Annotated in this window: 18 protein-coding genes; 8 read left to right on the top strand and 10 right to left on the bottom strand. The window is 68.7% G+C overall.

Translation table 11 applies throughout. From position 1 onward, the window contains the following. Positions 1–52: 52 nt before the first annotated feature. Both LGM89_RS31085 and LGM89_RS31080 read right to left on the bottom strand, forming a co-directional pair. Positions 53–1546: an FAD-linked oxidase C-terminal domain-containing protein gene (locus tag LGM89_RS31085; RefSeq protein ID WP_089424543.1), complete on the bottom strand. Its 1494-nt coding sequence runs from the start codon at positions 1544–1546 to the stop codon at positions 53–55. 41 nt (positions 1547–1587) lie between these two features. Further along, entirely contained in the window at positions 1588–2997 is a 1410-nt protein-coding gene (locus LGM89_RS31080; protein WP_089444963.1) for an FAD-binding oxidoreductase, read from the bottom strand. A gap of 173 nt (positions 2998–3170) precedes the next feature. Between LGM89_RS31080 and LGM89_RS31075 the strand changes: the two genes are divergently transcribed. Continuing rightward, positions 3171–3722: a cob(I)yrinic acid a,c-diamide adenosyltransferase gene (locus tag LGM89_RS31075; RefSeq protein ID WP_039361370.1), complete on the top strand. Its 552-nt coding sequence runs from the start codon at positions 3171–3173 to the stop codon at positions 3720–3722. A 92-nt stretch (positions 3723–3814) separates the two neighbouring features. Continuing rightward, positions 3815–5023 carry an NO-inducible flavohemoprotein gene (hmpA, locus tag LGM89_RS31070; protein ID WP_226204383.1) on the top strand — a complete coding sequence of 403 codons (1209 nt, stop codon included), beginning with the start codon at positions 3815–3817 and terminating at the stop codon, positions 5021–5023. A gap of 72 nt (positions 5024–5095) precedes the next feature. Here the strand turns inward: hmpA and LGM89_RS31065 are convergent, their stop codons facing one another. Together LGM89_RS31065 and aroG are read right to left on the bottom strand one after the other, a co-directional pair. Further along, positions 5096–5365 carry a type II toxin-antitoxin system Phd/YefM family antitoxin gene (locus tag LGM89_RS31065; protein ID WP_226204385.1) on the bottom strand — a complete coding sequence of 90 codons (270 nt, stop codon included), beginning with the start codon at positions 5363–5365 and terminating at the stop codon, positions 5096–5098. Between the two features lie 122 nt (positions 5366–5487). Beyond that, positions 5488–6561, bottom strand: a complete 1074-nt coding sequence (gene aroG, locus LGM89_RS31060) for a 3-deoxy-7-phosphoheptulonate synthase AroG (protein ID WP_226195401.1) — start codon at positions 6559–6561, stop codon at positions 5488–5490. Between aroG and LGM89_RS31055 the strand changes: the two genes are divergently transcribed. After that, a complete protein-coding gene (locus LGM89_RS31055) occupies positions 6560–6787 on the top strand; it encodes a hypothetical protein (RefSeq protein ID WP_226274982.1) in 228 nt (75 codons plus the stop codon). The genes aroG and LGM89_RS31055 overlap by 2 nt on opposite strands. A gap of 177 nt (positions 6788–6964) precedes the next feature. On the opposite strand, the gene tldD is transcribed toward LGM89_RS31055, so the two are convergent. The 3 genes from tldD to LGM89_RS31040 all read right to left on the bottom strand — a co-directional run bounded on the left by tldD (position 6965) and on the right by LGM89_RS31040 (position 13607). Beyond that, complete coding sequence (tldD, locus tag LGM89_RS31050) at positions 6965–8431, bottom strand: metalloprotease TldD (protein ID WP_039361365.1); 1467 nt, start codon at positions 8429–8431, stop codon at positions 6965–6967. 85 nt (positions 8432–8516) lie between these two features. Next, a complete protein-coding gene (locus LGM89_RS31045) occupies positions 8517–9344 on the bottom strand; it encodes a carbon-nitrogen hydrolase family protein (RefSeq protein WP_089494130.1) in 828 nt (275 codons plus the stop codon). Positions 9345–9407: 63 nt separating this feature from the next. Further along, positions 9408–13607, bottom strand: coding sequence for a YhdP family protein (locus LGM89_RS31040; RefSeq protein WP_226274979.1), 4200 nt, complete (start codon positions 13605–13607; stop codon positions 9408–9410). 226 nt (positions 13608–13833) lie between these two features. Here LGM89_RS31040 and glnE point away from each other — a divergent pair, with 226 nt between their 5' ends. Next, positions 13834–16623 (top strand): bifunctional [glutamate--ammonia ligase]-adenylyl-L-tyrosine phosphorylase/[glutamate--ammonia-ligase] adenylyltransferase, encoded by a 2790-nt coding sequence (gene glnE, locus LGM89_RS31035; protein ID WP_226275084.1) that lies wholly within the window; start codon positions 13834–13836, stop codon positions 16621–16623. Positions 16624–16760: 137 nt separating this feature from the next. Then, positions 16761–19004, top strand: coding sequence for a putative Ig domain-containing protein (locus LGM89_RS31030; protein ID WP_226274977.1), 2244 nt, complete (start codon positions 16761–16763; stop codon positions 19002–19004). A 196-nt stretch (positions 19005–19200) separates the two neighbouring features. Here LGM89_RS31030 and recN read toward each other — a convergent pair whose 3' ends face one another. Together recN and LGM89_RS31020 are read right to left on the bottom strand one after the other, a co-directional pair. Next, on the bottom strand, positions 19201–20850 hold the full coding sequence (gene recN / locus LGM89_RS31025; RefSeq protein ID WP_089494132.1) for a DNA repair protein RecN: 1650 nt from the start codon (positions 20848–20850) through the stop codon (positions 19201–19203). A gap of 19 nt (positions 20851–20869) precedes the next feature. Continuing rightward, positions 20870–21772, bottom strand: coding sequence for an NAD kinase (locus LGM89_RS31020; protein ID WP_039361361.1), 903 nt, complete (start codon positions 21770–21772; stop codon positions 20870–20872). A gap of 131 nt (positions 21773–21903) precedes the next feature. Between LGM89_RS31020 and hrcA the strand changes: the two genes are divergently transcribed. The 3 genes from hrcA (at position 21904) to LGM89_RS31005 (ending at position 24551) form a co-directional block, all read left to right on the top strand. Further along, complete coding sequence (hrcA, locus tag LGM89_RS31015) at positions 21904–22926, top strand: heat-inducible transcriptional repressor HrcA (protein ID WP_226274976.1); 1023 nt, start codon at positions 21904–21906, stop codon at positions 22924–22926. A gap of 147 nt (positions 22927–23073) precedes the next feature. Further along, positions 23074–24138: a ferrochelatase gene (gene hemH, locus LGM89_RS31010; RefSeq protein WP_226274974.1), complete on the top strand. Its 1065-nt coding sequence runs from the start codon at positions 23074–23076 to the stop codon at positions 24136–24138. A gap of 5 nt (positions 24139–24143) precedes the next feature. Then, positions 24144–24551: an RNA-binding S4 domain-containing protein gene (locus LGM89_RS31005; protein ID WP_043189537.1), complete on the top strand. Its 408-nt coding sequence runs from the start codon at positions 24144–24146 to the stop codon at positions 24549–24551. On the opposite strand, the gene LGM89_RS31000 is transcribed toward LGM89_RS31005, so the two are convergent. After that, positions 24523–24684, bottom strand: coding sequence for a hypothetical protein (locus LGM89_RS31000; RefSeq protein WP_006476841.1), 162 nt, complete (start codon positions 24682–24684; stop codon positions 24523–24525). The genes LGM89_RS31005 and LGM89_RS31000 overlap by 29 nt on opposite strands. Positions 24685–25024 lie beyond the last annotated feature (340 nt).

The following is a 25024-nucleotide window of genomic DNA, read 5'->3' as shown; positions in this document are numbered from 1 at the left end:
GCGCGCCGCCGCGACCCGCCCGCCGGCACGGGCCGCGTACCGGGGGTGAGGCTCAGAAGCGCGGCAGGTCGGGGTGCGGCAGCAGCCCGCCGCGCACGTGCTGGCGGCCGTACTCGGCGCAGCGCGCGCGGGTCGGGATGCCCTTGTCCGGGTTCAGCAGCCCCGCCGGATCGAACGCGCGCTTGACCGCGAAGAACGCATCGCGCTCCTGCGGCGAGAACTGTACGCACATCGAATTGAGCTTCTCGATGCCGACGCCGTGCTCGCCCGTCACGCTCCCGCCGAATTCCACGCAGCATTCGAGGATTTCCGCGCCGAACTGCTCGGCACGGTGCAGTTCGTCCGGATCGTTCGCGTTGTACAGGATCAGCGGATGCATGTTGCCGTCGCCCGCATGGAACACGTTGATGCAGCGCAGGCCGTAGCGCGTTTCGAGCTGTTCGATGCGCGCGAGCAGCGGGCCGATCGCGCGGCGCGGCACGGTGCCGTCCATGCAGTAATAGTCGGGCGAAATACGGCCGGCGGCCGGGAACGCGTTCTTGCGGCCCGACCAGTAGCGCAGCCGCTCGCTCTCGTTGCGCGATACCTGGATGCGCGTCGCGCCATGCTCGCGCAGCACGGCCGTCATCCGCACGATCTCTTCCGCGACTTCCTCCGGCGTGCCGTCCGATTCGCACAGCAGGATCGCCTTCGCGTCGAGGTCGTAGCCGGCATGCGTGAAGGACTCGACGGCCTGCGTGGCCGGCTTGTCCATCATTTCGAGCCCGGCCGGGATGATCCCCGACGCGATGATCGCCGCGACGGCCTCGCCGCCCTTGACGACGTCGTCGAAGCTCGCCATCACAAGCTGGGCCGTTTGCGGCTTCGGGATCAGTTTCACCGTGACCTCGGTGACGATCGCGAACATCCCTTCGCTGCCGATCATCACGGCGAGCAGGTCGAGGCCCGGCATGTCGAGCGCGAGCGAGCCGAATTCGACGATCTCGCCGTCGATCGTCACCGCACGCACGCGCATCACGTTGTGCACCGTCAGCCCGTATTTCAGGCAGTGGACGCCGCCGGAATTCTCCGCGACGTTGCCGCCGATCGTGCATGCGATCTGCGACGACGGATCGGGCGCGTAATACAGGCCGTACGGCGCGGCGGCTTCCGAGATGGCAAGATTGCGCACGCCGGGCTGCACGGTTGCCGTGCGGGCGTAAGGATCGACTTCGACGATGCGCGTGAAACGCGCCAGCGACAGCACGACGCCGAGCGCCATCGGCAACGCGCCGCCCGACAGGCTCGTGCCCGCGCCGCGCGGCACGATCGGCACCTCCATGCGGCGGCAGATCTGCACGATCCGCTGTACCTGCGATTCCGTTTCGGGCAGCGCGACCGCGAGCGGCAGGCGGCGGTACGCGGACAGGCCGTCGCATTCGTACGGCGCCGTGTCTTCGTCGCGGTACAGCAGGCAGTGTGTCGGCAGCACGGCCATCAGCGCCTGCACGACTTCACGCTGGCGCTGCGCGCGTGCCGCGCTCGACAGTTCGACGGGAGCGTTCATGGGGTCTCCTGCAGCAGGCGGCGCGGTGTCGCGCCACCGTGTCAGCACGTGAAAATCTTGCCCGGATTCATCAGGTTGCGCGGATCGAGCGCGAGCTTGATCGCCCGCATCGTGTCGATCGCGTTGTCGCCGTGCTCCTTCGGCAGGAAGCGCATCTTGTGCAGCCCGACGCCATGCTCGCCCGTGCAGGTGCCGCCGAGGCGCAACGCGCGCTCGACGATCCGGTCGTTGATGTGCTCGGCTTCGGCGATTTCCTCGGGCTTGTCGGGGTCGATCAGGATCGCGACGTGGAAATTGCCGTCGCCGACGTGGCCGACGATCGGGCAGGGCAGCGACGACGCGCGCAGGTCGACCTCGGTTTCCTCGACGCACGCGGCGAGCTGCGAGATCGGCACGCACACGTCGGTCGTCACCGCGCGGCAGCCGGGCTTCAACTGCAGCATCGCGAAATACGCGTTGTGGCGGGCGGCCCAGAGCCGGCTGCGATCCTCGGGACGGGTCGCCCATTCGAAGCCCTGGCCGTTGTTCTGGCCGGCGAGCGCCTGCACGAGCTCGGCCTGCTCCTTCACGCCGGCCTCGGTGCCGTGGAATTCGAAGAACAGCGTCGGCGCTTCGGTGAGCGTCAGGTTCGAATGGCGGTTGATCGAGCGCACGGCGAGCGCATCGACGAATTCGACGCGCGCGATCGGCACGCCGATCTGGATCGTCTCGATCACGGTGCGCACCGCGTCGCCCATGGACGGGAACGTGCAGATCGCGGCCGATACGGCTTCGGGCAGCGGATGCAGGCGCAGCGTGATCTCGGTGATCACGCCGAGCGTGCCTTCGGAGCCGACGAACAGGCGCGTGAGGTCGTAGCCGGCCGACGACTTGCGGGCGCGCGAGCCGGTTTTCACCACGCGGCCGTCGGCGAGCACGGCGGTCAGGCCGAGCACGTTCTCGCGCATCGTGCCGTAGCGCACGGCGTTGGTGCCCGACGCGCGGGTTGCGGTCATCCCGCCGATGCTCGCGTCGGCGCCCGGGTCGATCGGGAAGAACAGGCCGGTGTCGCGCAGCGCTTCGTTGAGCGCCTTGCGCGTGATGCCCGGCTCGACCGTCACGGTCAGGTCTTCGGCGTTGATCGACAGCACGCGGTTCATTTCCGACAGGTCGAGCGAGACGCCGCCGCGCACCGCGAGCAAATGGCCTTCGAGCGACGAGCCGGCGCCGTACGGGATCAGCGGGACGCTGTACAGCGAACACAGCGACACGACTTCGCGCACGTCGTCCGCGCTGTGCGCGAACACGACGGCGTCGGGCAGTTGCGGGTCGAACGGCGATTCGTCGCGGCCGTGGTGGGCGCGGACGGCGTCAGCGGTCGACACGCGCTCGCCGAAGGCGGCGCGCAGCGCATCGAGCATGGCAGGGGGAAGGGGGCGGCGCGTGGCGGCCGGCTGGGCAGGGTGATTCACGTACGTCTCCTTGTCGATCCGGGTGAGCGCGTTGGCGCCAGCCCGGCTCCCGTGCTGCAGGGTTTCGGCCCATTCTACGCTGTAACGCCCGCTGCGCCCGCTCCCGCGGGCTGCGATAATCGCGTTCGAACGCAACCGGGCCGCGTCGCGGCCACGCACGAGAGGACATTCGCATGGGCAACCGCTTGAGCAAGATCGCCACGCGCACGGGCGACGATGGCACCACCGGGCTCGGCGACGGCCGGCGCATCGGCAAGGACGACACGCGGATCGCCGCGATCGGCGACGTCGACGAACTGAACTCGAACCTCGGCGTGCTGCTCGCCGAAACGCTGCCGGACGAGATCCGCACGGCGCTCGTGACGATCCAGCACGACCTGTTCGATCTCGGCGGCGAACTGTGCATACCCGGCCATACCGTGCTCGACGACACGCATCTCGCGCGTCTCGACCGCTGGCTCGCCGACTACAACGCGACGCTGCCGCCGCTGAAGGAATTCATCCTGCCGGCCGGCTCGCGCGCGGCGTCGCTCGCGCACGTGTGCCGAACCGTATGCCGCCGCGCGGAGCGCTCGATCGTCGCGCTCGGGCGCACCGAGACGCTCAACGACGCGCCGCGGCGCTACGTGAACCGGCTGTCGGACCTGCTGTTCGTGCTGGCGCGCGTGCTGAACCGCACCGACGGCGGATCGGACGTGCTGTGGGAGCGCGGTCGCGTCCGCTGACGGTTTGCCCCTTTGACGCACTGCGACAATTTGCCCGAGGGGCGTCCATTTTTAAAGATGTATTGTGTGTGCATGTTTAACGGAGAACGAACATGACCCACATCACCGCTGACCAGATGGCTCGCGTGAAGGCCACTGCCCCTGTCCTCGCCGTGCACGGCGCGACGATCACGAAGCACTTCTACCAGCGCATGTTCGCGCGCCATCCGGAACTGAAGAACCTGTTCAACCAGACGCACCAGAAGACGGGCAGCCAGCCGGAAACGCTCGCGAAGGCGGTCTACGCGTATGCGGCGAACATCGACAACCTCGGCGCGCTGGGCGGCGCCGTGACCAGGATCGCGCACAAGCACGCGAGCCTGAACATCCGCCCCGAGCATTACCCGATCGTCGGCGAGAACCTGCTCGCGTCGATCGTCGAAGTGCTGGGCGACGCGGTCGATGCCGAGACGCTCGAGGCATGGCGCGTCGCGTACGGCCAACTCGCGCAGATCCTGATCGGCGTCGAGGCCGACCTGTACGCGGGCGCCGCGTGGAGCGGGTTCCGCCCGTTCAAGGTCGAGCGCAAGGTGCGCGAAAGCGACGAGATCACGTCGTTCTACCTGACGCCGGCCGACGGCGGCGCGGCGCCGACGTTCGCGCCCGGCCAGTACCTCACCGTGAAGCGTTTCGTCGGCGACCTCGGCGTCGACCAGCCGCGCCAGTACAGCCTGTCCGACGCGCCGCACGGCAAGTGGCTGCGCATCTCGGTGAAGCGTGAAGCCGGCAAGCCGGAAGTCATTCCGGCCGGCAAGGTATCGACGCTGATGCACGACGGCGTGGAAGAGGGCGCGATCGTCGAAGTGACCGCGCCGATGGGCGAATTCTCGCTGAAGCGTGGCGTCGAGACGCCGGTGGTGCTGATTTCCGGCGGCGTCGGCATCACGCCGATGATGTCGATGGCGTCGACGCTGATCGGCGAGGGCAGCCGGCGCGAAGTGCGGTTCGTCCATGCCTGCCGCTCGGGCGCGGTGCACGCGTTCCGCGACTGGCTGAACGATACGGTGCGCGACCATGCGAACGTCAAGCGCACGGTGGTGTACGAGCTGGTTGGCCCGAACGATCGCGCCGGCATCGATCACGACCTGGAAGGGCGCCTCACGCCGGAACGCGTGCAGCAATACGCGCTGGTGCCGGACGCCGACTACTACATCTGCGGCCCGATCGGGTTCATGAAGGCGCAGCGTGACGCGCTCGTCGCGCTGGGCGTCGCGCCGGAACGCGTGAATACCGAGATCTTCGGCTCGGGCGCGCTCGAGTGATGCACGGGCGGATCGCCTCCCGCCAATGAGAGTGCCCGGCGGGAGCCGGGCTTTTAGTTACGCGCAGCGTCTTTACGGTGGGAGTCGCGGCCCCGAGCTAGCCTCAAAGTCGGCGGCGATAGATCCATCGCTGGCGTTGAATGCCTCGACTGTCACCGAGATGTTCAGTCCGGCAAGCAACTGACGGGCTGCGCCGATTCGCCTTGGCGCTGCATAGGGAACGATCCGGGCGACTGGTCGGCCATTGCGAGTGATCACGACATCTGATTCGCGCCCAAATTCAAGAGATTCGACAAGGCTTGAGAGTTGCGATTTTGCATCGTGCATGTTGACGGTCGGCATGCCCACTTCCTGATTAGCTAGATAACGCTGGCTAACGGGTCAACGCAAAATGAATACTCGTACGCTGGCCGCATGGCCAACCCGCCACAGGCGGGGTCATGCGGCCAGCCTGTTTGCGTCCGTCAGTTGCCGCTGCCGCGTGCGACGCGGCGCGCCTTCACCGATTCCGCGAGGCCTTCGAGCACCTTCACGCTGTCGTCCCATGCGATGCACGCGTCGGTGATGCTCTGGCCGTAGGTCAGCTCGCAGCCTTCCTTCAGGTCCTGGCGCCCCTCGACGAGATGCGATTCGATCATCACGCCGACGATGCGCTCGTCGCCGGCCGCGATCTGGCGGCCGATGTCGGCACAGACGGGGATCTGGTTCTCGTGCTTCTTCGAGCTGTTCGCGTGGCTCGCGTCGATCATCAGGCGCGCGGCGAGGCCGGCCTTGCCGATGTCCGCGCACGCGGCGTTCACGCTGTCCGCGTCGTAGTTCGGCGCCTTGCCGCCGCGCAGGATCACGTGGCAGTCCTCGTTGCCCGCCGTCGACACGATCGCCGAATGGCCGCCCTTCGTCACCGACAGGAAATGGTGCGGCTGCGAGGCCGCCTTGATCGCGTCGACCGCGATCTTCACGTTGCCGTCGGTGCCGTTCTTGAAGCCGACCGGGCACGACAGCCCCGACGCGAGCTCGCGGTGCACCTGCGATTCCGTCGTGCGCGCGCCGATCGCACCCCACGAGATCAGGTCGGCGATGTACTGCGGGCTGATCATGTCGAGGTATTCGGTCGCGGCCGGCAGCCCCATTTCGTTGATCTGCAGCAGCAGCTCGCGCGCGGTGCGCAGCCCTTCGTTGATCTTGAAGCTGTTGTCGAGGTGCGGATCGTTGATGAGGCCCTTCCAGCCGACCGTCGTGCGCGGCTTCTCGAAGTACACGCGCATCACGATTTCCAGTTCCCCCTTGAAGCGCTCGCGCTCCTTCACCAGCCGGCCCGCGTATTCGATCGCCGCCTTCGTATCATGGATCGAGCACGGCCCGATCACGACGATCAGCCGGTCGTCCATCCCGTGCAGGATGCGGTGCATCGACTGGCGCGAGTTGTAGATCAGCTCCGACGCGGCTTCGGAGCACGCGAATTCGCGGATCAGGTGGGCGGGCGGCGTCAGTTCCTTGAGTTCGCGAATGCGGACGTCGTCGGTGTTGTGCGGGGGCATGCTGTTTCTCCTTGGTTCCGGGCGCGGTTCGGTCAGTGCGAATGCGCGTGCGGCAGATTCATCAATTCAAGCGATTCAGTGGTTTCGGTCGGGGCCGCGGGACCGCTGCGGCGGCGACCGGGTGGCGAAGGGCGAAAAAAAAACCGCCGGGTTCGCCGGCGGTTTTTTCGGGAATTTCGGTTGCGCTTTACGCGCCATCAACCCTCTCGATCCGCCAGCGGTCTGAGATACCAAAAAAAGTAAAAGTAAAACTTGGCGGACATGACGGAGATTCGGTTCGTCAAAAAAGTTGATTCGGAATTTATACCCCGTCGCCGGGCGGCTGGCAACCGGGAGACGTCGAAAATGCGGACATTCCGCGCGTTTTCTTCAAAATGCGCGGAATGTCTGCGCCGCGATGCGGTTATGCCGTACCGCCGACCGTCATCCTGTCGATCCGCAGGGTCGGCTGGCCGACGCCGACCGGCACGCTCTGGCCTTCCTTGCCGCACACGCCGACGCCCGAGTCGAGCGACATGTCGTTGCCGATCATGCTCACGTCCTTCAGCGATTCGGGGCCGCTGCCGATCAGCGTCGCGCCCTTCACCGGGTAGGTGATCTTGCCGTTCTCGATCATGTACGCCTCGGACGCCGAGAACACGAACTTGCCGTTCGTGATGTCGACCTGGCCGCCGCCGAAGTTCACCGCGTACAGGCCGTTCTTCACCGACGCGATGATTTCCTGCGGATCCTTGTCGCCGTTCAGCATGTACGTGTTGGTCATGCGCGGCATCGGCAGCGCCGCGTACGACTCGCGGCGCGCGTTGCCGGTAACCGGCATCTTCATCAGGCGCGCGTTCAGCGTGTCCTGGATGTAGCCCTTCAGGATGCCGTCCTCGATCAGCGTCGTGCACTGCGTCGGGTTGCCTTCGTCGTCGATGTTCAGCGAGCCGCGGCGGTTCGGCAGCGTGCCGTCGTCGACGACGGTCACGCCCTTCGCGGCAACCCGCTCGCCGATCCGGCCCGCGAATGCCGACGAGCCCTTGCGGTTGAAGTCGCCCTCGAGGCCGTGGCCGATCGCCTCGTGCAGCAGCACGCCCGGCCAGCCCGGCCCGAGCACGACCGTCATCGCGCCGGCCGGCGCGGGGCGGGCGTCGAGGTTCACGAGCGCCGCATGCACGGCGTCGTCGACGTAGCGCGACAGCACGTCGTCGGTGAAGTAGCCGTAGTCGAAGCGGCCGCCGCCGCCGCCGGAGCCGATCTCGCGGCGGCCGTTCTGCTCGGCGATCACCGTGACCGACACGCGCACGAGCGGGCGGATGTCGGCCGCGAGCGCGCCGTCGCTGCGGGCGACCAGCACGACGTCGTATTCGCCGGCCAGGCCTGCCATCACCTGCGTGATGCGCGGGTCGCGGCCGCGTGCCATCTGCTCGATGCGCTCGAGCAGCTTGACCTTGGCCGTCGCGTCGAGCGATGCGAGCGGATCGGACGGCAGGTACAGGTCGCGGCCCGAGATGCCCTTCAGCGACGATGCCGCCTTGATCTTCTGGCGGCCGCCGCCGGCCGCCGCGATTGCCTTGGTGGCGGCAGCGGCTTGCGCGATCGCTTCCGGCGACAGGTCGTCGGAATACGCGAACGCGGTGCGGTCGCCCGCGACCGCGCGCACGCCGACGCCCTGGTCGATGCTGAAGCTGCCCGATTTGACGATGCCTTCCTCGAGGCTCCACGCTTCGCTGCGGGTCGCCTGGAAGTACAGGTCCGCGTAGTCGACGCGATGCGTGAAGATGTCGGCGATCGTGCGCGTGAGCAGGCTTTCGTCGAGGCCGTACGGCGTGAGCAGGATGTCCTTCGCCAGCGCGAGGTTGCGGATGCCGGGTTCGATGATGTTCATGCGGATATCGGGGTTTCTCAAAAAGTTGTCGGGTGCTTCTGGGCAGATGGGTTGGCCGCGCGGCGTTTCAAGCGGCGCGGCGGATTCAGGTCAGCACGCGGTGCCGCCACGCGGGCAGGCTCTGGCGCACGTCGGCGATGCGCCGCGGATCGATCGCGCCGAGCACGACGCTGGCGCCCACGTCGCGGACCGCGACGATCTCGCCCCACGGGTCGATCAGCATGCTGTGGCCCCAGGTGCGCCGGCCGTTCTCGTGCTTGCCGCCTTGCGCGGCCGCGAGCACGTAGCACTGGTTCTCGACGGCCCGCGCGCGCAGCAGCGTTTCCCAGTGCGCGCGGCCCGTCGTATACGTAAACGCCGACGGGACGACGATCAGCGTGCAGTCGCCCATCCTGCGATACAGCTCCGGAAAGCGGAGATCGTAACAGACCGACAGGCCGACCCGCCCGAACGGCGCGTCGAACGCGACGACCGTATCGCCCGCGCGAATCGTGCGCGCCTCGTCGAACGACTCGTCGCCTTTCTCGAAGTTGAACAGGTGGATCTTGTCGTAGCGCGCGGCTTCGTTGCCCGACGGATCGAACACGAGCGTCGTGTTGAGCACGCGATCGGGTTCCGGCGCCTTCAGCGGCAGCGTGCCGCCGATCACCCAGACGCCGTGGCGACGCGCGGCGTCTGCGAGGAAGCGCTGGATCGGGCCGTCCTGGTACGGTTCGGCGAGCGCGAGCTTGTCGGTGTCGCGGTGGCCCATGAAGCAGAAATACTCGGGCAGCAGCACGAGCTGCGCGCCTTCGCCGGCGGCTTCCGCGATCAGGCGGCGGGCTTCGGCGAGATTGCGCGCGACGTCCGGCGTGCTCACCATCTGCAGCGCGGCGACCTGGAAGGGCGTGGCGGAACGGGTGTGGTCGGTCATCGCAGGATCGGTTGCGTCATAAATGGGGTGCGGCCCGGCACCGTGCGCGAATCGACGCGCGGCTCAATGATTCGCCGCATCGGCCGGACCGTGATTCATCTTACCCTGATCGCCCCGCACCCGCTCGATGTGCGGGTGCGCCCACGAGCCGGTGATCGCGTAGTCGAGCGCGAACGCGCGCGACAGCGTTTCTGACAGCGCGTAGTTGGCGGCCAGCACGCCGACGCCGAGCAGCGGGTTGATGATGGCCGCCCCGATCGCGGCGGCGCCCGCGCTGATCTTCGGTGCGACGTGCGCGTGCAGGTCCTGCGTCTCGGCGCCGAGATCGACCGCGCCGCGCACGGCGACGTTCGCGGGCCCCGTCATCATCGAGAAGTCGTCGGTGCGGGCGATCCCGTTCGAGATCTGGCCGGTGCCGGTGATCTTGTCGAACGGCAGTCCCTTGCCGATCACGTCGCGGAAATTCAGCGTCAGGAAGCGCGCGAGGCTCTGCAGGCTCAGCACGCCGAGCAGCTTCGCCGCGCCCGGGTCGACCTTCAGGATCTGGCCGTGTTCGAGATCGATCGCGATCTGGCCGCCGAGCGACGGGAAGTCGAGCCCGGTCGGGCCGCCGCGCCAGCCGACCTTGCCGGTCACCGAGCCGTGGCCGGCCGCCAGCGTGCGCGGCAGGCCGACGCGGTCGAGCAGCGCACCCGCGTTGCCGATGTCGAGCTTGAAGTCGAACACGGTGCGGCGCGGTGCGTCGCTCTCGTCGGCGCCGCGGGCGAGCGCGCGGCGCGACGTGCGCCAGTTGCCGGTCGCCGTCAGCTTCGCGTCCGGGTTCGACAGCTCCAGCTTGTCGAGCTGCCAGACCGGCGTGCCGGCTTCGTCGATGTTGCGTGCGTTGACGACGAGGCGGCCGATGTCGTGGTTGCGCGCGACGACCTGGTCGACGATCAGGTCGATGGACGGCATCGGGCGGTCGGTCGGCGTCGGCAGGTTCATCGCGCGGCCGACGAGATCGTGCTGTGCGCTGTCCGGGATCACGAGCTTCGCGAGCCGCGCGTTCAACACGCCCGCGCCGTTGTGGCCGCCGCCCGGCGCCCACGACAGGTAGCCCGACACCTGGTTCGACGCGATGTTCGCCTGCCACAGCTCGTCGACGTGAGACGCGCCGATGATCACGTTTTCCCAGTTGCGCTTGAGCAGCTTCAGCGTGCCGAAGTGGAGCGCGAAACGCTTCGGCGCGAAGCTTGCGAAATCGACGCGCGGCGCGGCCTGCGGCTCCGGCGCGCGCGGCGTGTCGGACTTCAGCGTATGGGCCAGCGCGAGCCACGCATCGGCGTCCAGTTCGTTGACGTCGACGGCCGCGCTCACGCCGTCCTGCGGCATGTCGGGCATCCGGTGGATGCCCATCGCGCCGCGCACCGCGCGCAGCGGCTGGCCGCGCGTCGCGTCGAGCAGGTAGGTCGCGGACACGGGGCCGAGCGTCAGGTCGGCGTGCTCGAGGCGCTTGCCGTCCGCCTGCGGCGCCGGCTGCAGCGTGAAGCTGAACGGCATCGGCGTGCCGGCCGCCTTGGCGAACGGCGCGGGGAAATTCAGCGCGACGCCGGTCAGGTCGGAATGCGCGCTGATGTCGGGCAGGCGGCCCGGCGCGCCGCGCACGGCGACCTTGTACGGTGCGTCGCCGACCACGTGCTCGAGCAGCGCGGCGGCCGGGCCGTGCAGGTTCAGGCCGCGCGCGGCGTCGAGTGCGAGCCGGCCGTCGACGTCCACCGTGTAGGGCCCGTGCGACTGGAAGTTGCCGTTCGCGCGCACCGGGCCGCCGAGGAAGCGCCCCGACAGGTCGTGCAGCGACGCGCCGGCCTCGGTGAACCGGACACTGCCGCGCAGTGCGGACAGCGGCGGCACGCCGCTGGTCGTCAGCGTGTTGCCGCCGAATGCGAGCGCGCCTTCGACGTGCGTGTGCGGATGCGCGACGTGCTGCGGAATCGTGATCTTGAGCCCGAGCGACGCGGGCCCCTGCGCATCGATCCGCTGGCCGATGTGCCCGCTCATCGTGCCGAGCGAGCTGTTGTCCGCGTAGTCGATCAGGTCGGCGAGCGGGCCCTGCGCGTGGCCGTCGATGATGAGCGGTGAGTGGGTCGGATTGCCGAGATCGTCGATGCGGCCGGCGACCTTCGTCAGCGCGACGCGCTTGTAGTGTGCGCGGTGGATGTCGAAGCGCAGCTTGTTCTGCGCGAGTTCGAATACGCCGTCGATCCCGTCGAGCGCCGGCCAGACGCTCGGCGTGCCGTTCGCGAGCTTGCGTGGCGGGTACGGCGTCGGCTCGAAGCGGCCGCCGGTGAACGGCGCGACGATGTGGAACACGCCGGCGTCCGGCTCATGTTCGAACGGAAATTTTTCGAGCGGGCCACGGGCGACGATCGACGCGCCCTTGGTCACCTGGCCGTCCTGCAGCGCGTGGCCGAGATAGTCGCGCAGGTGTTCGGACATTCCGGTCGGCAGGTAGCGCGGGATGCGCGCCACCGACGCGCGGGCGAAATCGGCGCGCAGGTCGAGCGAGCCGCGGCCGTGGCCGGGGTTCGTGTACGAGCCCGACACCGCGATTTCGGCATCGGGATTCGACACGAGCAGGTCGGGCAGCGATACGTCGACGCGCGCGTGCTTGTCGCCGGGCTCGGGCGTGATCGTCCATTTCACATTGCCGCGCAGCCGGTCGAACGTCAGGCGCGGCTCGTCGAATTCGCCGGGCACCGTGACGGCCGCATTGACCGTGTCGAAATGCGCGGAGCCGCCCGTCTCGTTCGCGTCGACGCGGCCCCACAGGTTCTCGACACCCGGCCAGCCGGCGCGCGGGTGACCGCGCGGCGAGAGCCCGGGCGGCGGTTCCTGCGCGGCGAAGCTGATGCCCTGGAGATCGCCGAGGAAGCGATAGCGCACGATCGGCGCGGCGCCCATGCGCCGCTCCTCGTCGGCGAGGTCCGCGTGCGCGGGTTTCGCGCGCTCGACCTCGATGTGATAGTTCGACACCATTCCGCGCGGGTCGATCTTGATCAGCTCGTTGCGCAGGCGGGCCGGCAGCGGCAGCCCGCGGATGAACTCGCTGAGGATGCCGAGATCGACGCGGTCGCCGACGACGCTCAACAACTGCCCCTGGTTCGCGGTCGGCACGCGGTAGCGGGCCGTCAGCGTCGACAGCGCGAGCGAGCGGGCGAGCGGCGTGCCGTCCGGCAGCGGCGGCTGGCCGAGCTCCGCGTTGAAGCGCGTCAGGTGCAGCGTGTAATCGTGGCCGGCGTCGAGCTGCATGTCCCAGCCGAAGCCGACCGTCGGCACGTCGAGCCGCGGTTGCGTCGGGCGCACGCGCAGCGCGACGTCCGCGCCTTGCAGATCGCCGCCCGCCGAATGCAGGTGGCCGTCACCGAAGGTGGCCCAGATCGCGTTGTCGATCCGGCCCGCGTGGATCGTGAGCGGCATGTCGAGGTAGCGCGCCAGCGTCTGCAGGTCGACCGGGCCCGTCGACAGGTACGCGTCGCCCGTCCAGTTCGACGGCTTGCCGACCGGCGCGAGCGGCTTGTGCTTGAAGCGTGCGCGGAAGTCGAGCGGGCCGAGCAGCAGCGTGCCGTTCGCGGGCGCCTGCAGCGCGGCCTTGTGCACGCGGCCGGCATTGAGCACCGCGAGCCGGATGCCCGACAGCACGAGCTCCGGCGCGTCATGCTGCGCGTCGCGCCAGCGCAGCGTGCCGCCGCGCAGCACGATCGCCTCCTGTTTCAGCAGCCACGTGCCGAACGTGTCGTTGCCGCCGTGGGTGGTCGCCACGCCGACGCCCGCGATGCTCAGCGAGCCGTCGGCCGCCCGCGCGACGACCAGGTCGGGCTGGTCGACGATCAGGCTCGACAGCGCGGGCGACAGCCGCAGCAGCGACATCCACGACAGCGCGGCCGTCGCATGCGGCACCGACAGTGCGACCTTGCCGTCATGGCCGCGGATCGTCAGGTTCGTGAGTTCGACGCCCGGCTGCATGCCGGACCAGTTCGGGGAAAGCTTGCCGATTGAAAGCTGCGCGTGGAGCTTGTCGGACACCGCGCGCTCGATACGCGGGCGGAATTCGTCGATGCGGGGCAGCACGACGTAGCGCAGCCCGAGGAAGGCGCCGGACGCGACGAAGTAGGTGCCGATCCCGACTGCCAGCGTCACCCTGAACACGCGACGCAAGACCGGATGATCGTGCTTCGGAGGTCCCGCTTCGGGCGCAGCTACGGCGGATTCCTGACGGTCGGACATGCGGCGGACGGGCGGCGATATGGTAGTTTTGCAGACTGACGTTGAAATGTATCACACGGGTTCGTGCCGGCGGCCGTTGCGGCAGCGCGGCACGGGCTTTCCGGCGCGCGGTTTCGCGACGGGCGCACCCGCCCCGCGACGCCGCGCCGAGTCCATGGAGCCGGTCGGGAGCGGGGCGCGCATGCGTTCCCGTGCCGGCCGGCCGTTCCGCCAGGCCCGCTTCTCGATGACCGACGCTTCCGCCCTGATCAGCACGTCCTATTCCCGTTACCTGGCCCGCGCGGCCGCCGCGCGACCCGCGCTCGCCGACCAGGTCGCCGCGTGGGCGGCCGCGCCGCTCGGTCGCGCACGGCTCGACGCGCGCCTCACCGACCTGCTGGCAACGCCGGCCGGCGCCGCCGCGCCGACCGAGGAACACCTGAAGCGCGCGCTGCGGCAACTGCGTGCCGAGGCATTCGGCGCGGTGGCGGAGCGCGACCTGCGCGGGCTGGCGGACGTCGCCGAGGTGACCGGCGCGATGACCGATCTCGCGGAAGTGGCCGTGCAGCGCTCGCTCGCGCTGCTGTCGGCCGAGCTCGAGGCGCTGTACGGCGAGCCGCGCGGCGCCGACGGCCAGCGCGTCGTGCTCGGCGTGGTCGGGATGGGCAAGCTTGGCGGCCGCGAGCTGAACGTATCGTCGGACATCGACCTGATCTTCGTCTACGAGGACGACGGTGAGACGACCGGCGGCGCGCGTTCGCCGCTGTCCACCCAGGAATATTTCACGCGGCTCGGCCGGCGGCTGATCGGCGTGTTGTCGGAAGTCACGGCCGACGGCTACGTGTTTCGCGTCGACATGCGGCTGCGTCCGAACGGGGATTCGGGGCCGCTCGTCTGCAGCCTCGGCATGCTCGAGGAGTATTTCTACGTGCAGGGGCGCGAGTGGGAGCGCTATGCGTGGATCAAGGGGCGGCTCGTGTCGGAAGGCGACAGCGACGCGGCGCAACGGCTGGCGTCGCAACTCGAGTCGCTCGTCAAGCCGTTCGTGTACCGCCGCTACCTCGACTTCGGCGTGATCGGCGCGATCCGCTCGCTGCACCAGCAGATCCGGCAGGAAGCCGCGCGCCGCGCGTCGATGCGGCCCGACAAGGCCGACGACATCAAGCTCGGGCGCGGCGGGATCCGCGAGATCGAATTCAGTGCCCAGGTGTTCCAGCTGATCCGCGGCGGCCAGGATGCGGAATTCCGCGTGCGGCCGACGCTTGCGGTGCTGCGCCATGCGCAGGCGCGCGGGCTGATCGGCGAGGATGTGCGTGCGCGCCTGACCGAGGCCTACAACTTCCTGCGCACGCTCGAGCACCGTCTGCAGTACCGCAACGACGCGCAGACGCACGCGATGCCGGTGGAGCCGGACGAGCGCGCGGCGCTGGCCGCGTCGCTGGGCTTCGCCGACTATGCGGCGCTGATGACGGTGCTGGACGGCCACCGCACGTTCGTCGAAGCGCAGTTCGACCAGATTTTTGCCGACAAGGCGAGCGGCGCGCCCTGCGCGGCCGGCGACGACACGGCCGCCGCGTGGATCTGGAGCGGCGCGCTGGCCGACGACGGCGAGGACGACGCGCTGGTCGCGCGTCTCGACGGCCTCGGTTTTACCGATCCGGCCACCGTGCTCGCCCGGCTGCGCGCGATCTGGCAGTCGTCGCGCTACACGGGCCTGCCGGAAAAGAGCCGGCAGCGCTTCGACAGCGTCGCGCAGCGGGCGCTCGACGCCGCGCCGAACATCGACGCGGCGCGCCGCGACGATACCATCGTGCGCCTGTTCGACCTGCTCGAGACGGTCAGCCGGCGCGGTGTCTATCTCGCGCTGCTGACCGAATATCCGGCCGCGCTCGACCGCGTGCTGTCGGTGCTCGGGGCGACGCGCTGGGGCGGCGGCTACCTGATTCGCCATCCGCAGCTGCTCGACGAACTGCTCGATGACGAGGCGATCGCGAGCCCGTTCGACTGGCCCGCGTTCAAGGACGCACTGCGCGCACGCCTCGCCGCGGCCGACGGCCCCGAGCAACAGATGGACCTGCTGCGGCACGCGCAGCACGCGGAGGTGTTCCGGATCCTGCTGATCGATCTGGCCGGGCAACTGTCGGTCGAGCACGTGAGCGACCGGCTGTCCGAGCTGGCCGACGCGGTGCTCGACGTGACGATCGAAGTCGTCTGGTCGCAGCTCGCGAAGCGCCATCGCGACGTGCCGAAGTTCGCGGTGATCGCGTACGGCAAGCTGGGCGGCAAGGAGCTCGGTTACGCGTCGGATCTCGACCTGATCTTCCTGTACGACGACGCCGACGAGCGCTCGGCGGACGTCTACACGACCTTCACGCGGCGCCTGATCACGTGGCTTACCACCGCGACCGGGGCGGGCGCGCTGTTCGACATCGACCTGCGGCTACGGCCGAACGGCGAGGCCGGGCTGCTCGTCACCGATCTCGACGCGTTCCGCCGCTACCAGCTGCGCGAGGGCGACGCCGCGAATACCGCGTGGGTCTGGGAGCATCAGGCGCTGACGCGGGCCCGCTACAGCGCGGGCGACGCGCAGATCGGCGCGGACTTCGAGGCGATCCGCCAGCAGGTGCTGACGACGCCACGCGACGGCGGCGTGCTCGCGAAGGAAATCGTCGACATGCGCGGCAAGGTGTTCGCCGGCCACCCGAACCAGACCGAGCTGTTCGACCTGAAGCACGATCGCGGCGGGATGGTCGACATCGAGTTCATCGTCCAGTACTGGGTGCTGCTGCACGCGTCGAGCGATGCCGAGCTGATCCGCAACACGGGCAACATCGCGCTGCTGCGCGAGGTCGCGCGCTTCGGGTTGATGGGCGAGGACGAGGCCGAGCGCGTCGGCGCGGCTTACCGCAAGTACCGGAAGCTGCAGCACAAGCTGCGGCTCGACGGGATGGAGAAGGCGCGGGTCGATCCGGCCGTGGTGGCCGACGAGCGGGCGGCCGTGACGGCGCTGTGGGAGCGCGTGTTCGGCGGAATCTGACCGCGGCACGCCGCGCGCGCCGCAGCGGCCGGCATTGAGATTCGTTTGAGATTGTTTGAGCGCAAGGGCGGGTATCGGAAGAATCCGGCTTTCCGTTCAACCGGTGCCATGTGCGCCATAAGCGATCTCGACTCATCTTGAAACCTATCCGCTACTCTCTTGCCACGACGGCGCTGTCCGCGGCCGTCGCTGGACTGTTCTCCGTTTCCGCTGGTGCAGCGGAAACGGCTTCCACCCCGCTGAAGAACCTGTCGCGTGGCGATGGCCAGTGCCTGGCCTGGCAGCCGGCCGACAACGCGGCCGTGTTCGCGGCATGCGACGGCAGCGCCGCGCAGGACTGGACCTTCGAGCCGCGCGACGGCTTCCAGCGCATCATCAACGCCGGCGCGAGCGCGGCGCGCGGCACGAAGATGTGCCTGCATTCGGCCACCGGCGACAACGGCATGGGGCGCGTGTCGGTCGGCGTCTGCAGCGAGGGCGACCAGACGATGCGCGACTGGCGAGCAGACATCGGCATCGACGGCCGCGTGTCGTTCGGCAACCGGTACCGGGTCAACACCGGCCGATCCAACGAAGTGCTGGCGCCGCGGGAAGGGAGCGCCGGCGTCGCGATGCAGAACCTGCGCAGCCAGCCGGCGTCGGTCTGGCGGTCGTCCGCATCGATTGCGCCGTCGCAGCGCCCGCTGCTCGGCGACAAATCGGCGTTGCTGATGGTGACGCACTTCAACGACTCCCAACCGGCCGATAGCGAAGTGGTGCGCAAGGCGGTGTTCGGCGACGGCGACGACTATTCGTCGCTGCGGCGTTATGTCGAGGTCGCGTCGCACGGCAAGCTGACGTTGCACGGTCAGACGCTCGACAGCGTCAACCTTGGCGACCGTCCGGCCAGTTGCGATTCCGGCGCGATTCGCGCGGCGGCGCGCAGCGCGGCGTTCGCCCGCGGTGTGAACCCGGACAAGTTCGACTACCTGTTCGTCGAACTGCCGAAAATGAGCAGCTGCAACTGGGCTGGCCTGGCGGCGATGCCCGGCAACTGGATCCTGTCGAACGCGAGCGGCCATGGTTACTGGATGTGGTCCCACGAGTTCGGTCACGGCCTCGGCGCGCGGCATCCGGGCTCGCTCGTCAACTGCCCGACGCCGGGCGGCACGGTCGAGGTAGGCAGCGCGTGTCGCGCGGGTGGAGTCGACGATCCGTCCGACACGATGGGCGGCGGTGGCCGGCGTTTGTATCCGGCGAGCTACCAGTTGTTCAGAGGCTGGCTGACCGAAGCCGACGTGCCCGAGATCAAGGGCGAGGGCACATACCAACTCGCGCCGCTGTGGGGCAAAGCGTCGGGTGCGAAGGCGTACCGTCTGGCGCGCGCCGACGGCTCGACGCTGTGGCTCGAGTTTCGCCAGCCGCAGCCCGGCTTCGACAACTGGAAGTCCGACGACCCGTTCGTCAATGGCGTGATCGTGCGAACCGTCGCACACGCCGGCAATGTGCTGACCAATACGCTGGTCGATGCGACGCCGGGCAGTGCGCAGGGCATGAAGGACGCGCCGCTGATGCCGGGTCATGCGTTGCACGACACGCTGTCGGGCAAGATCGTCACCGTCAAGTCGGTCGGGCCGAACGGCGCGGTGGTCGAGGTGAAGAACGACGGGGTGCTGCTGCCGCAGGCGGCCGTCATCGGCCCGCAACAGGCGAACGCGGGCGCGACGGTCGTGTTGTCGGGCGCGTCGTCGGTCGGCGAGCAGTTGCGCCATGCGTGGACGGCCCCGGCCGGCATCGATGCGAAACCGAGCGGCGCGGAACTGAAGTTCGTTGCCCCCGCGCTTGGACAGGACCGCGATTACGCCTTCGATCTGACCGTGACCAACGACAAGGGCTACACGGCGCAGGCGTCGCATGTCGTCAAGGTGAAGGCGCAGGAAATCGTCCCGCCACCGCGGGCCGCGATCAGCGGGCCGGCGACGGTCGACGGTGGCGCGACCGTTGCGTTGTCCGGCGCGGCGTCGACCGGCAAGGGGCTGAAGTATGCGTGGACCGCGCCGGCAGGACTCGCGATCGACCAGCAGGGTGCGAATGCATCGTTCGTTGCGCCGAAGGCGACGCAGGCGCAGCGCTACGACGTGAAGCTGACCGTGACGGATGCGCAGAACCGCAGTGCGGTGGCGACGCATGGGGTGACGGTGCGTGCCGACGTGGCCACGGGCGCGCCGGCCTGGGACCGGAAGAAGACCTACGCGACGCCTTGCCACGAGGTCAGCCACGCCGGCAAGACCTGGCTCAACGGCTGGTGGGTGCTCGGCGATGTGCCGGGGACGGGCGGCGAGTGGGCCGCATGGCGCGAGAAGGGCGTCGCGAACATGCATGCGACGTGCAAGGGCAAGTAGGCACGGCGAGGTGCCGGCGCGGGCGACCGCGCTGGCGCGTGCCGCGCGCCGTTCGATCTGGTGCCACCCGGTAAGTTCGTCGTGCCGCGAAGCGTCGGATACGTCGGAACCCATCAAAAGGCCGCTCCGGTATTACCCGGAACGGCCTTTTTACGTTTTCACGTTGGCTGAGCGTGCATTCCCGCGTATCCGTGCCTTATGCGGCGAGCATTTCCTTCGCGTGCTTGCGCGTGGTCGCCGTGATCTCGAGGCCGCCGAGCATCCGCGCGACTTCCTCGATCCGGTTGGCGCGGTCGAGCGCGACGACGGTCGACACCGTGCCGCCACGGTCGTCGGCGCCTTTTGCGACCTGGTAGTGATGATCACCGCGCGCGGCGACCTGCGGCAGGTGCGTCACGCACAGCACCTGGCGATCGCGTCCGAGCTGGTGCAGCAGGCGGCCGACCACTTCGGCGACGCCGCCGCCGATCCCCGTATCGACCTCGTCGAAGATCAGCGTCGGCGTCGGGCTTGCCGCGCTGGCGATCACCGCGAGCGCGAGGCTGATCCGCGCGAGCTCGCCGCCCGACGCCACCTTCGCGAGCGGCCGCAGCGGCACGCCGGGGTGCCCGGCGACCCGGAATTCGACCTGCTCGAGCCCGTGCGGGCCGCCGTCGGCGAGCGGCACGAGCGCGACTTCGAAGCTCCCGCCCGCCATCGACAGTTCCTGCATGCCGGCCGTGACGGCCGTGCCGAGCGCCTTGGCGGCCTGTGCGCGTGCCTTGGACAGGTGTTTGGCGTCGGCGAGATAGGCTTCCCGCGCCTTGGCCTGCGCCGCCACGAGCGCGCCGAGATCGGCCGCCGCATCGAGTGCGGCGAGCTGCGCGCGGCGTGCGGCGTGTTCTTCGTGCAGCGTGTCGGGCGGCAAGCGGAACTTGCGGGCGGTCGAGTGCAGCGCATCGAGACGCGTTTCGACCTGCGCGAGCCGTTCGGGATCGAGATCGACGCGCTGCGCATAGTGCGACAGCGAATAGACGGCTTCCTGCAACTGGATCTCGGCCGGTTCGAGCGACGCGAGCGCGTCGCCGAGCGAGGTGTCGTAGTCGGCGAGGCTGCGCAGCTTCGACACGATCGCGCCGAGCTGCGCGAGCATCGCGTCGTCGGACTCGGACAGCGCGTTGAGCGCACCGCGCACGCCTTCGATCAGGTTCGCCGAATGCGACAGGCGCTTGTGCTCGTTGCTGACTTCGTCCCATTCGCCGGGCTGCGGCGCGAGCTTGTCGAGTTCGGCGAGCTGCCAGGCGAGCTTTTCGCGTTCGAGCTGCAGCTCGCGCTCGTGCGCTTTTGCAGCGTCGATCGCCTGCGTCGCGTCGCGCCAGACGCGCCATGCGCGCGCGACGTTCGCGGCATCGGCGACGAGCCCCGCGTGCGTATCGAACAGCTCGCGCTGCGCGTCCGGCCGCATCAGCAGCTGGTGCGCATGCTGGCCGTGGATGTCGACGAGCATCTCGCCGAGCTCGCGCAGCTGCGCGAGCGTCGCGCTGGTGCCGTTGATGAACGCGCGCGACCGGCCGTTCGCATCGATCACGCGGCGCAGCATCACGGTGTCCTCGGTGTCGAACGCGTGTTCGTCGAGCCAGCGCGCGACGCGGTCGTGCGGCGTGAATTCGGCGGTGATGTCGGCGCGGCTGCAGCCGGTGCGCACGACGCTCGCGTCGGCACGTTCGCCGAGCGCGAGGGCGAGGGCGTCGATCAGGATCGATTTCCCGGCGCCGGTTTCACCGGAAAAGACGGAAAAGCCGCTGTCGAATTCGAGATCGAGCGCGGCGACGATGACGAAGTCGCGGATCGAGAGGTGGCGGAGCATGGTGTCGGGCAGAGCGGCGTCAGGACGCCTTGTCGTCTTCGTTCGAGGCGTGTTCGTTCCAGTGCAGCTTCTTGCGCAGCGTCGCGTAGTAGCTGTAGCCGATCGGGTGCAGGAACGGCACCGTGTGCTTCGAGCGGCGCACCTCGATCGTGTCGTTCAGTTCGAGCGCGGTGAACGACTGCATGTCGAAGTTCACGTTGACGTCGCGCCCGCCGACGATCTGGATCGCGATTTTCGAATCGTCGGGCAGCACGATCGGCCGGTTCGACAGCGCGTGCGGCGCGATCGGCACGAGCACGATGCCCGCCAGCTGCGGATGGAGGATCGGGCCGGCCGACGACAGCGCGTAAGCGGTCGAGCCGGTCGGCGTGGCGACGATCAGGCCGTCCGAACGCTGGTTGTACATGTACCGGCCGTCGACCGATGCGCGCAGCTCGACCATCCCGGAGAAGCCGCTGCGGTTCACGACGACGTCGTTGAAGGCGAGCGCGTGGTAGATCGGTTCGCCGTCGCGCATGATCCGGGCCTCGAGCAGCGCGCGCTCCTCGCGTTCGAACTTGCCCGACAGGATCACCGGGACGAGCGCCTGCATGTCGGCCGCCGCGATATCGGTGATGAAGCCGAGCCGGCCGTGGTTGATCCCGATCAGCGGTGTCCTGTACGGCGCGAGCTGACGGCCGATGCCGAGCATCGTCCCGTCGCCGCCCAGCACGACCGCCACATCGGCACGCGCGCCGATTTCGGCCGGGGTCAGCGCCGGGTAGCCGGTGATGCCGATCTCGCGCGCGGTCTCGGCTTCGAAGACGACCTCGAAGCCCCGCTTGGCGACGCAGGCGGCCAGCGTGGCGAGCGGCTCGGCGATGTTCGGCGTGTTGCTCCGGCCGACGAGCGCGACAGTGTTGAACTGATTACCGGTTTTCATGCCGGCATTACACCATAGCTCGTTGACGAAAAGAACCGGCTGTGCGCGGGCGGGGCCGGATCGGGCCGGCCCGCGCAACGGCAGCCGACGCCACTCGCCGCGGTCGCGCGGTTGCGCTAAAATTTTCCACCATGCTAGATCCTCGCGCACGAGCCCTCCTGAAAACCCTGATCGAACGGTATATCGCCGACGGTCAGCCAGTCGGATCGCGCACGTTGTCCCGTTACTCCGGGCTCGAGCTGAGCCCGGCGACGATCCGCAACGTGATGTCCGACCTGGAGGAGCTCGGCCTCGTGTCGAGCCCGCACACGTCGGCCGGCCGCGTGCCGACGCCGCGCGGCTACCGGCTGTTCGTCGACACCATGCTGACGGTCGAGGCGCCGATCGACGCCGAAGCCGTTGCGCGGCAGGTGCAGAACACGCTGCAGGCCGGCGAGCCGCAGCAGCGGGTCGTGGCGGCCGCCGCGAGCGTGCTGTCGAACCTGTCGCAGTTCGCGGGCGTGGTGCTGACGCCGCGCCGCAGCCACGTCTTCAAGCAGATCGAGTTCATGCGCCTGTCGGACAAGCGCATCCTGCTGATCATCGTCACGCCCGAGGGCGACGTGCAGAACCGGATGCTCGCGACGCCGCGCGATTACTCGCCGTCGCAACTGACCGAGGCGTCCAACTACATCAACGCGCATTTCGCCGGCCTGTCGTTCGACGAGGTGCGCCGCCGCCTGCGCGACGAGATCGACCAGTTGCGCGGCGACATGACCGCGCTGATGCACGCCGCCGTGACGGCCAGCACCGAGGTGCCGGACACCGAGGACACCGTGCTGATTTCCGGCGAGCGCAACCTGCTCGAAGTGGCGGATCTCTCGTCCGACATGGCGCGGCTGCGCAAGCTGTTCGACGTATTCGACCAAAAGACGGGCCTCCTGCAACTGCTCGACGTGTCGAGCCACGCCCAGGGCGTGCAGATCTTCATTGGCGGCGAATCGACGCTCGTGCCGATCGAGGAAATGAGCGTCGTCACCGCGCCTTACGAGGTGAACGGGCAGATCGTCGGCACGCTCGGCGTGATCGGCCCGACCCGCATGGCGTACAACCGCGTGATACCGATCGTCGACATCACCGCGCGCCTGCTGTCGCTCACGCTGAGCCAGCAGTAGCCTGCGGTCGCCAGCCCGATCCCGCCCCGTCATCGTGCCGCGGCGCCGCGCGTGCCGGCAGTCGGCCGAACGGCCAGCCGACCGGCGCGGAGCGGCCCGCTATAATTGAGAGCCGTCCGGTCCCGTGCCCCGAGCACGTAATTGCCCATGCGTTTCGATTTAGAGCCGCCTTCGAGCACCGCGGCTGCCCATCGCATCGGTGTGCTGCTGATCAATCTCGGCACGCCCGACGCCCCGACACCGCGCGCGGTGCGGCGCTACCTGGCCGAATTCCTGTCGGATCCGCGGGTCGTCGAGATTCCGCAGGCCGTCTGGCAGGTGCTGCTGCGCGCGGTGATCCTGCCGCTGCGCGGCCGTGCGTCCGCGAAGAAGTACGCGGCGGTCTGGATGCCCGAGGGCTCGCCGCTGCGCGTGTACACCGAGCGCCAGACCGACAGCGTGCGGCACCTGCTCGTGTCGAACGGCTATCACGTGCAGGTCGACTACGCGATGCGCTACGGCAGCCCGAACATTTCGCACGCGCTCGCGCAGTTCAAGCGGGCGGGCGTCGAGCGCGTGCTGCTGATGCCGATGTATCCGCAATACTCGGCGTCGACCACGGCCACGGCGGTCGATGCCGCCTTCGACGCGCTCGCGCGCATGCGCAACCAGCCCGAGGTGCGCACGGTGCGGCACTACGCCGACCATCCGGCCTATATCCATGCGCTGGCCGAGCAGGTGCGCCAGTATTGGGCGCAGCACGGTCGGCCCGATTTCGCGGCCGGCGACAAGCTCGTGCTGAGCTTTCACGGCGTGCCGAAGCGCACGCTCGACCTCGGCGACCCCTATCACGACCAGTGCCAGCAGACAGGCGCGCTGCTGATGGCCGCGCTCGGGCTGTCGACGACCGAATGCCGCGTCACGTTCCAGTCGCGTTTCGGCAAGGCCGAATGGCTGCAGCCTTACACCGCGCCGACGCTGCGCGAGTTCGGCGAGGCCGGCGTGCGGCGGGCCGACGTGTTCTGTCCCGGTTTCACGGCCGACTGCCTGGAGACGATCGAGGAGATCGGCATGGAAGTGCGCGACGAGTTCCTCGCCGGCGGCGGCAAGGCGTTCCACCGGATTCCGTGCCTGAATGGCGCGTCCGCGTGGATCGGCGCGCTCGGCGAGATCGTCGCCGAGAATCTGCAGGGCTGGCCGGTCAAGGCCGCGCAGCCCGAAACGGTGAGTTGAACGCGATGAATTACAAGATTTCGACCGAACCGGGCGCGAAGCTGCGCATCGACAAATGGCTGTGGGCGGCCCGGTTCTTCAAGACGCGCTCGCTCGCGACCGATGCGGTCGACAAGGGGCACGTGAAGATTGGCGGTGCGGCGGTCAAGCCGGCGAAGGACGTGCGGGTGGGCGACGAGGTCGAGATTGCGATCGACGGCATCGTCTGGCACATTGCCGTGCTCGGCGTATGCGACGTGCGCGGGCCGGCGAGCGTCGCGCAGACGCTTTACGCGGAGACGGAAGCGGGGCGGGCCGCGCGGCTCGCCGAACTGGAGCGGCGCCGCACGTATCGTGAGCCGGCAGCCGAATTGCACGGCCGGCCGACGAAGCGCGACCGGCGCATCATCGACAGATTTTCTGGTGGGAGCTGAACATCTGGTCGAATGTCGCCCGCGCGCTTCCGTATTCGGTCGTGCGGTCGGTGACGGCTCCCGACAGGCAGATGGTGGTGGTGCCGGCAATGAGTACCAGCGCGACCACCGAGATCGCAAACGTCAGTTTCATGGTACTCCCCTCGCGTTGAAGGGTGAAAACGGCGCCAGGTGGATGTCAGGCGTCAGTCAGCTAGGGGTAAACACGCTTTTCCGACGCTTGAGTGGAGTGTAGTGCAGCGGGCCTGTGCCAAGCTAGTACTTGCCAGGTAAGCGTTGTTACCGGCCGTTTCGCCCGGTCTGGCGGACTATGCGGCCGATGCCCCGGCGTGACGCGCGGTTGTTTCGCGGTATTGGAGAATGCCGGCGAATAACCCTCTTGAAATCGTCGTTTTCACCCTTATTTGCACCAGCAATGTGCGGTGCCACCGGATATACGGTCCGGCGGTTGCCGATTTGGCTTCAACCTCTAA

Source organism: Burkholderia sp. AU31624 (assembly GCF_020420065.1).
Taxonomy (GTDB): Bacteria; Pseudomonadota; Gammaproteobacteria; order Burkholderiales; family Burkholderiaceae; genus Burkholderia.
Note: the sequence above shows the minus strand (reverse complement) of the source record. Positions and strands in the feature narration are given on the sequence as shown.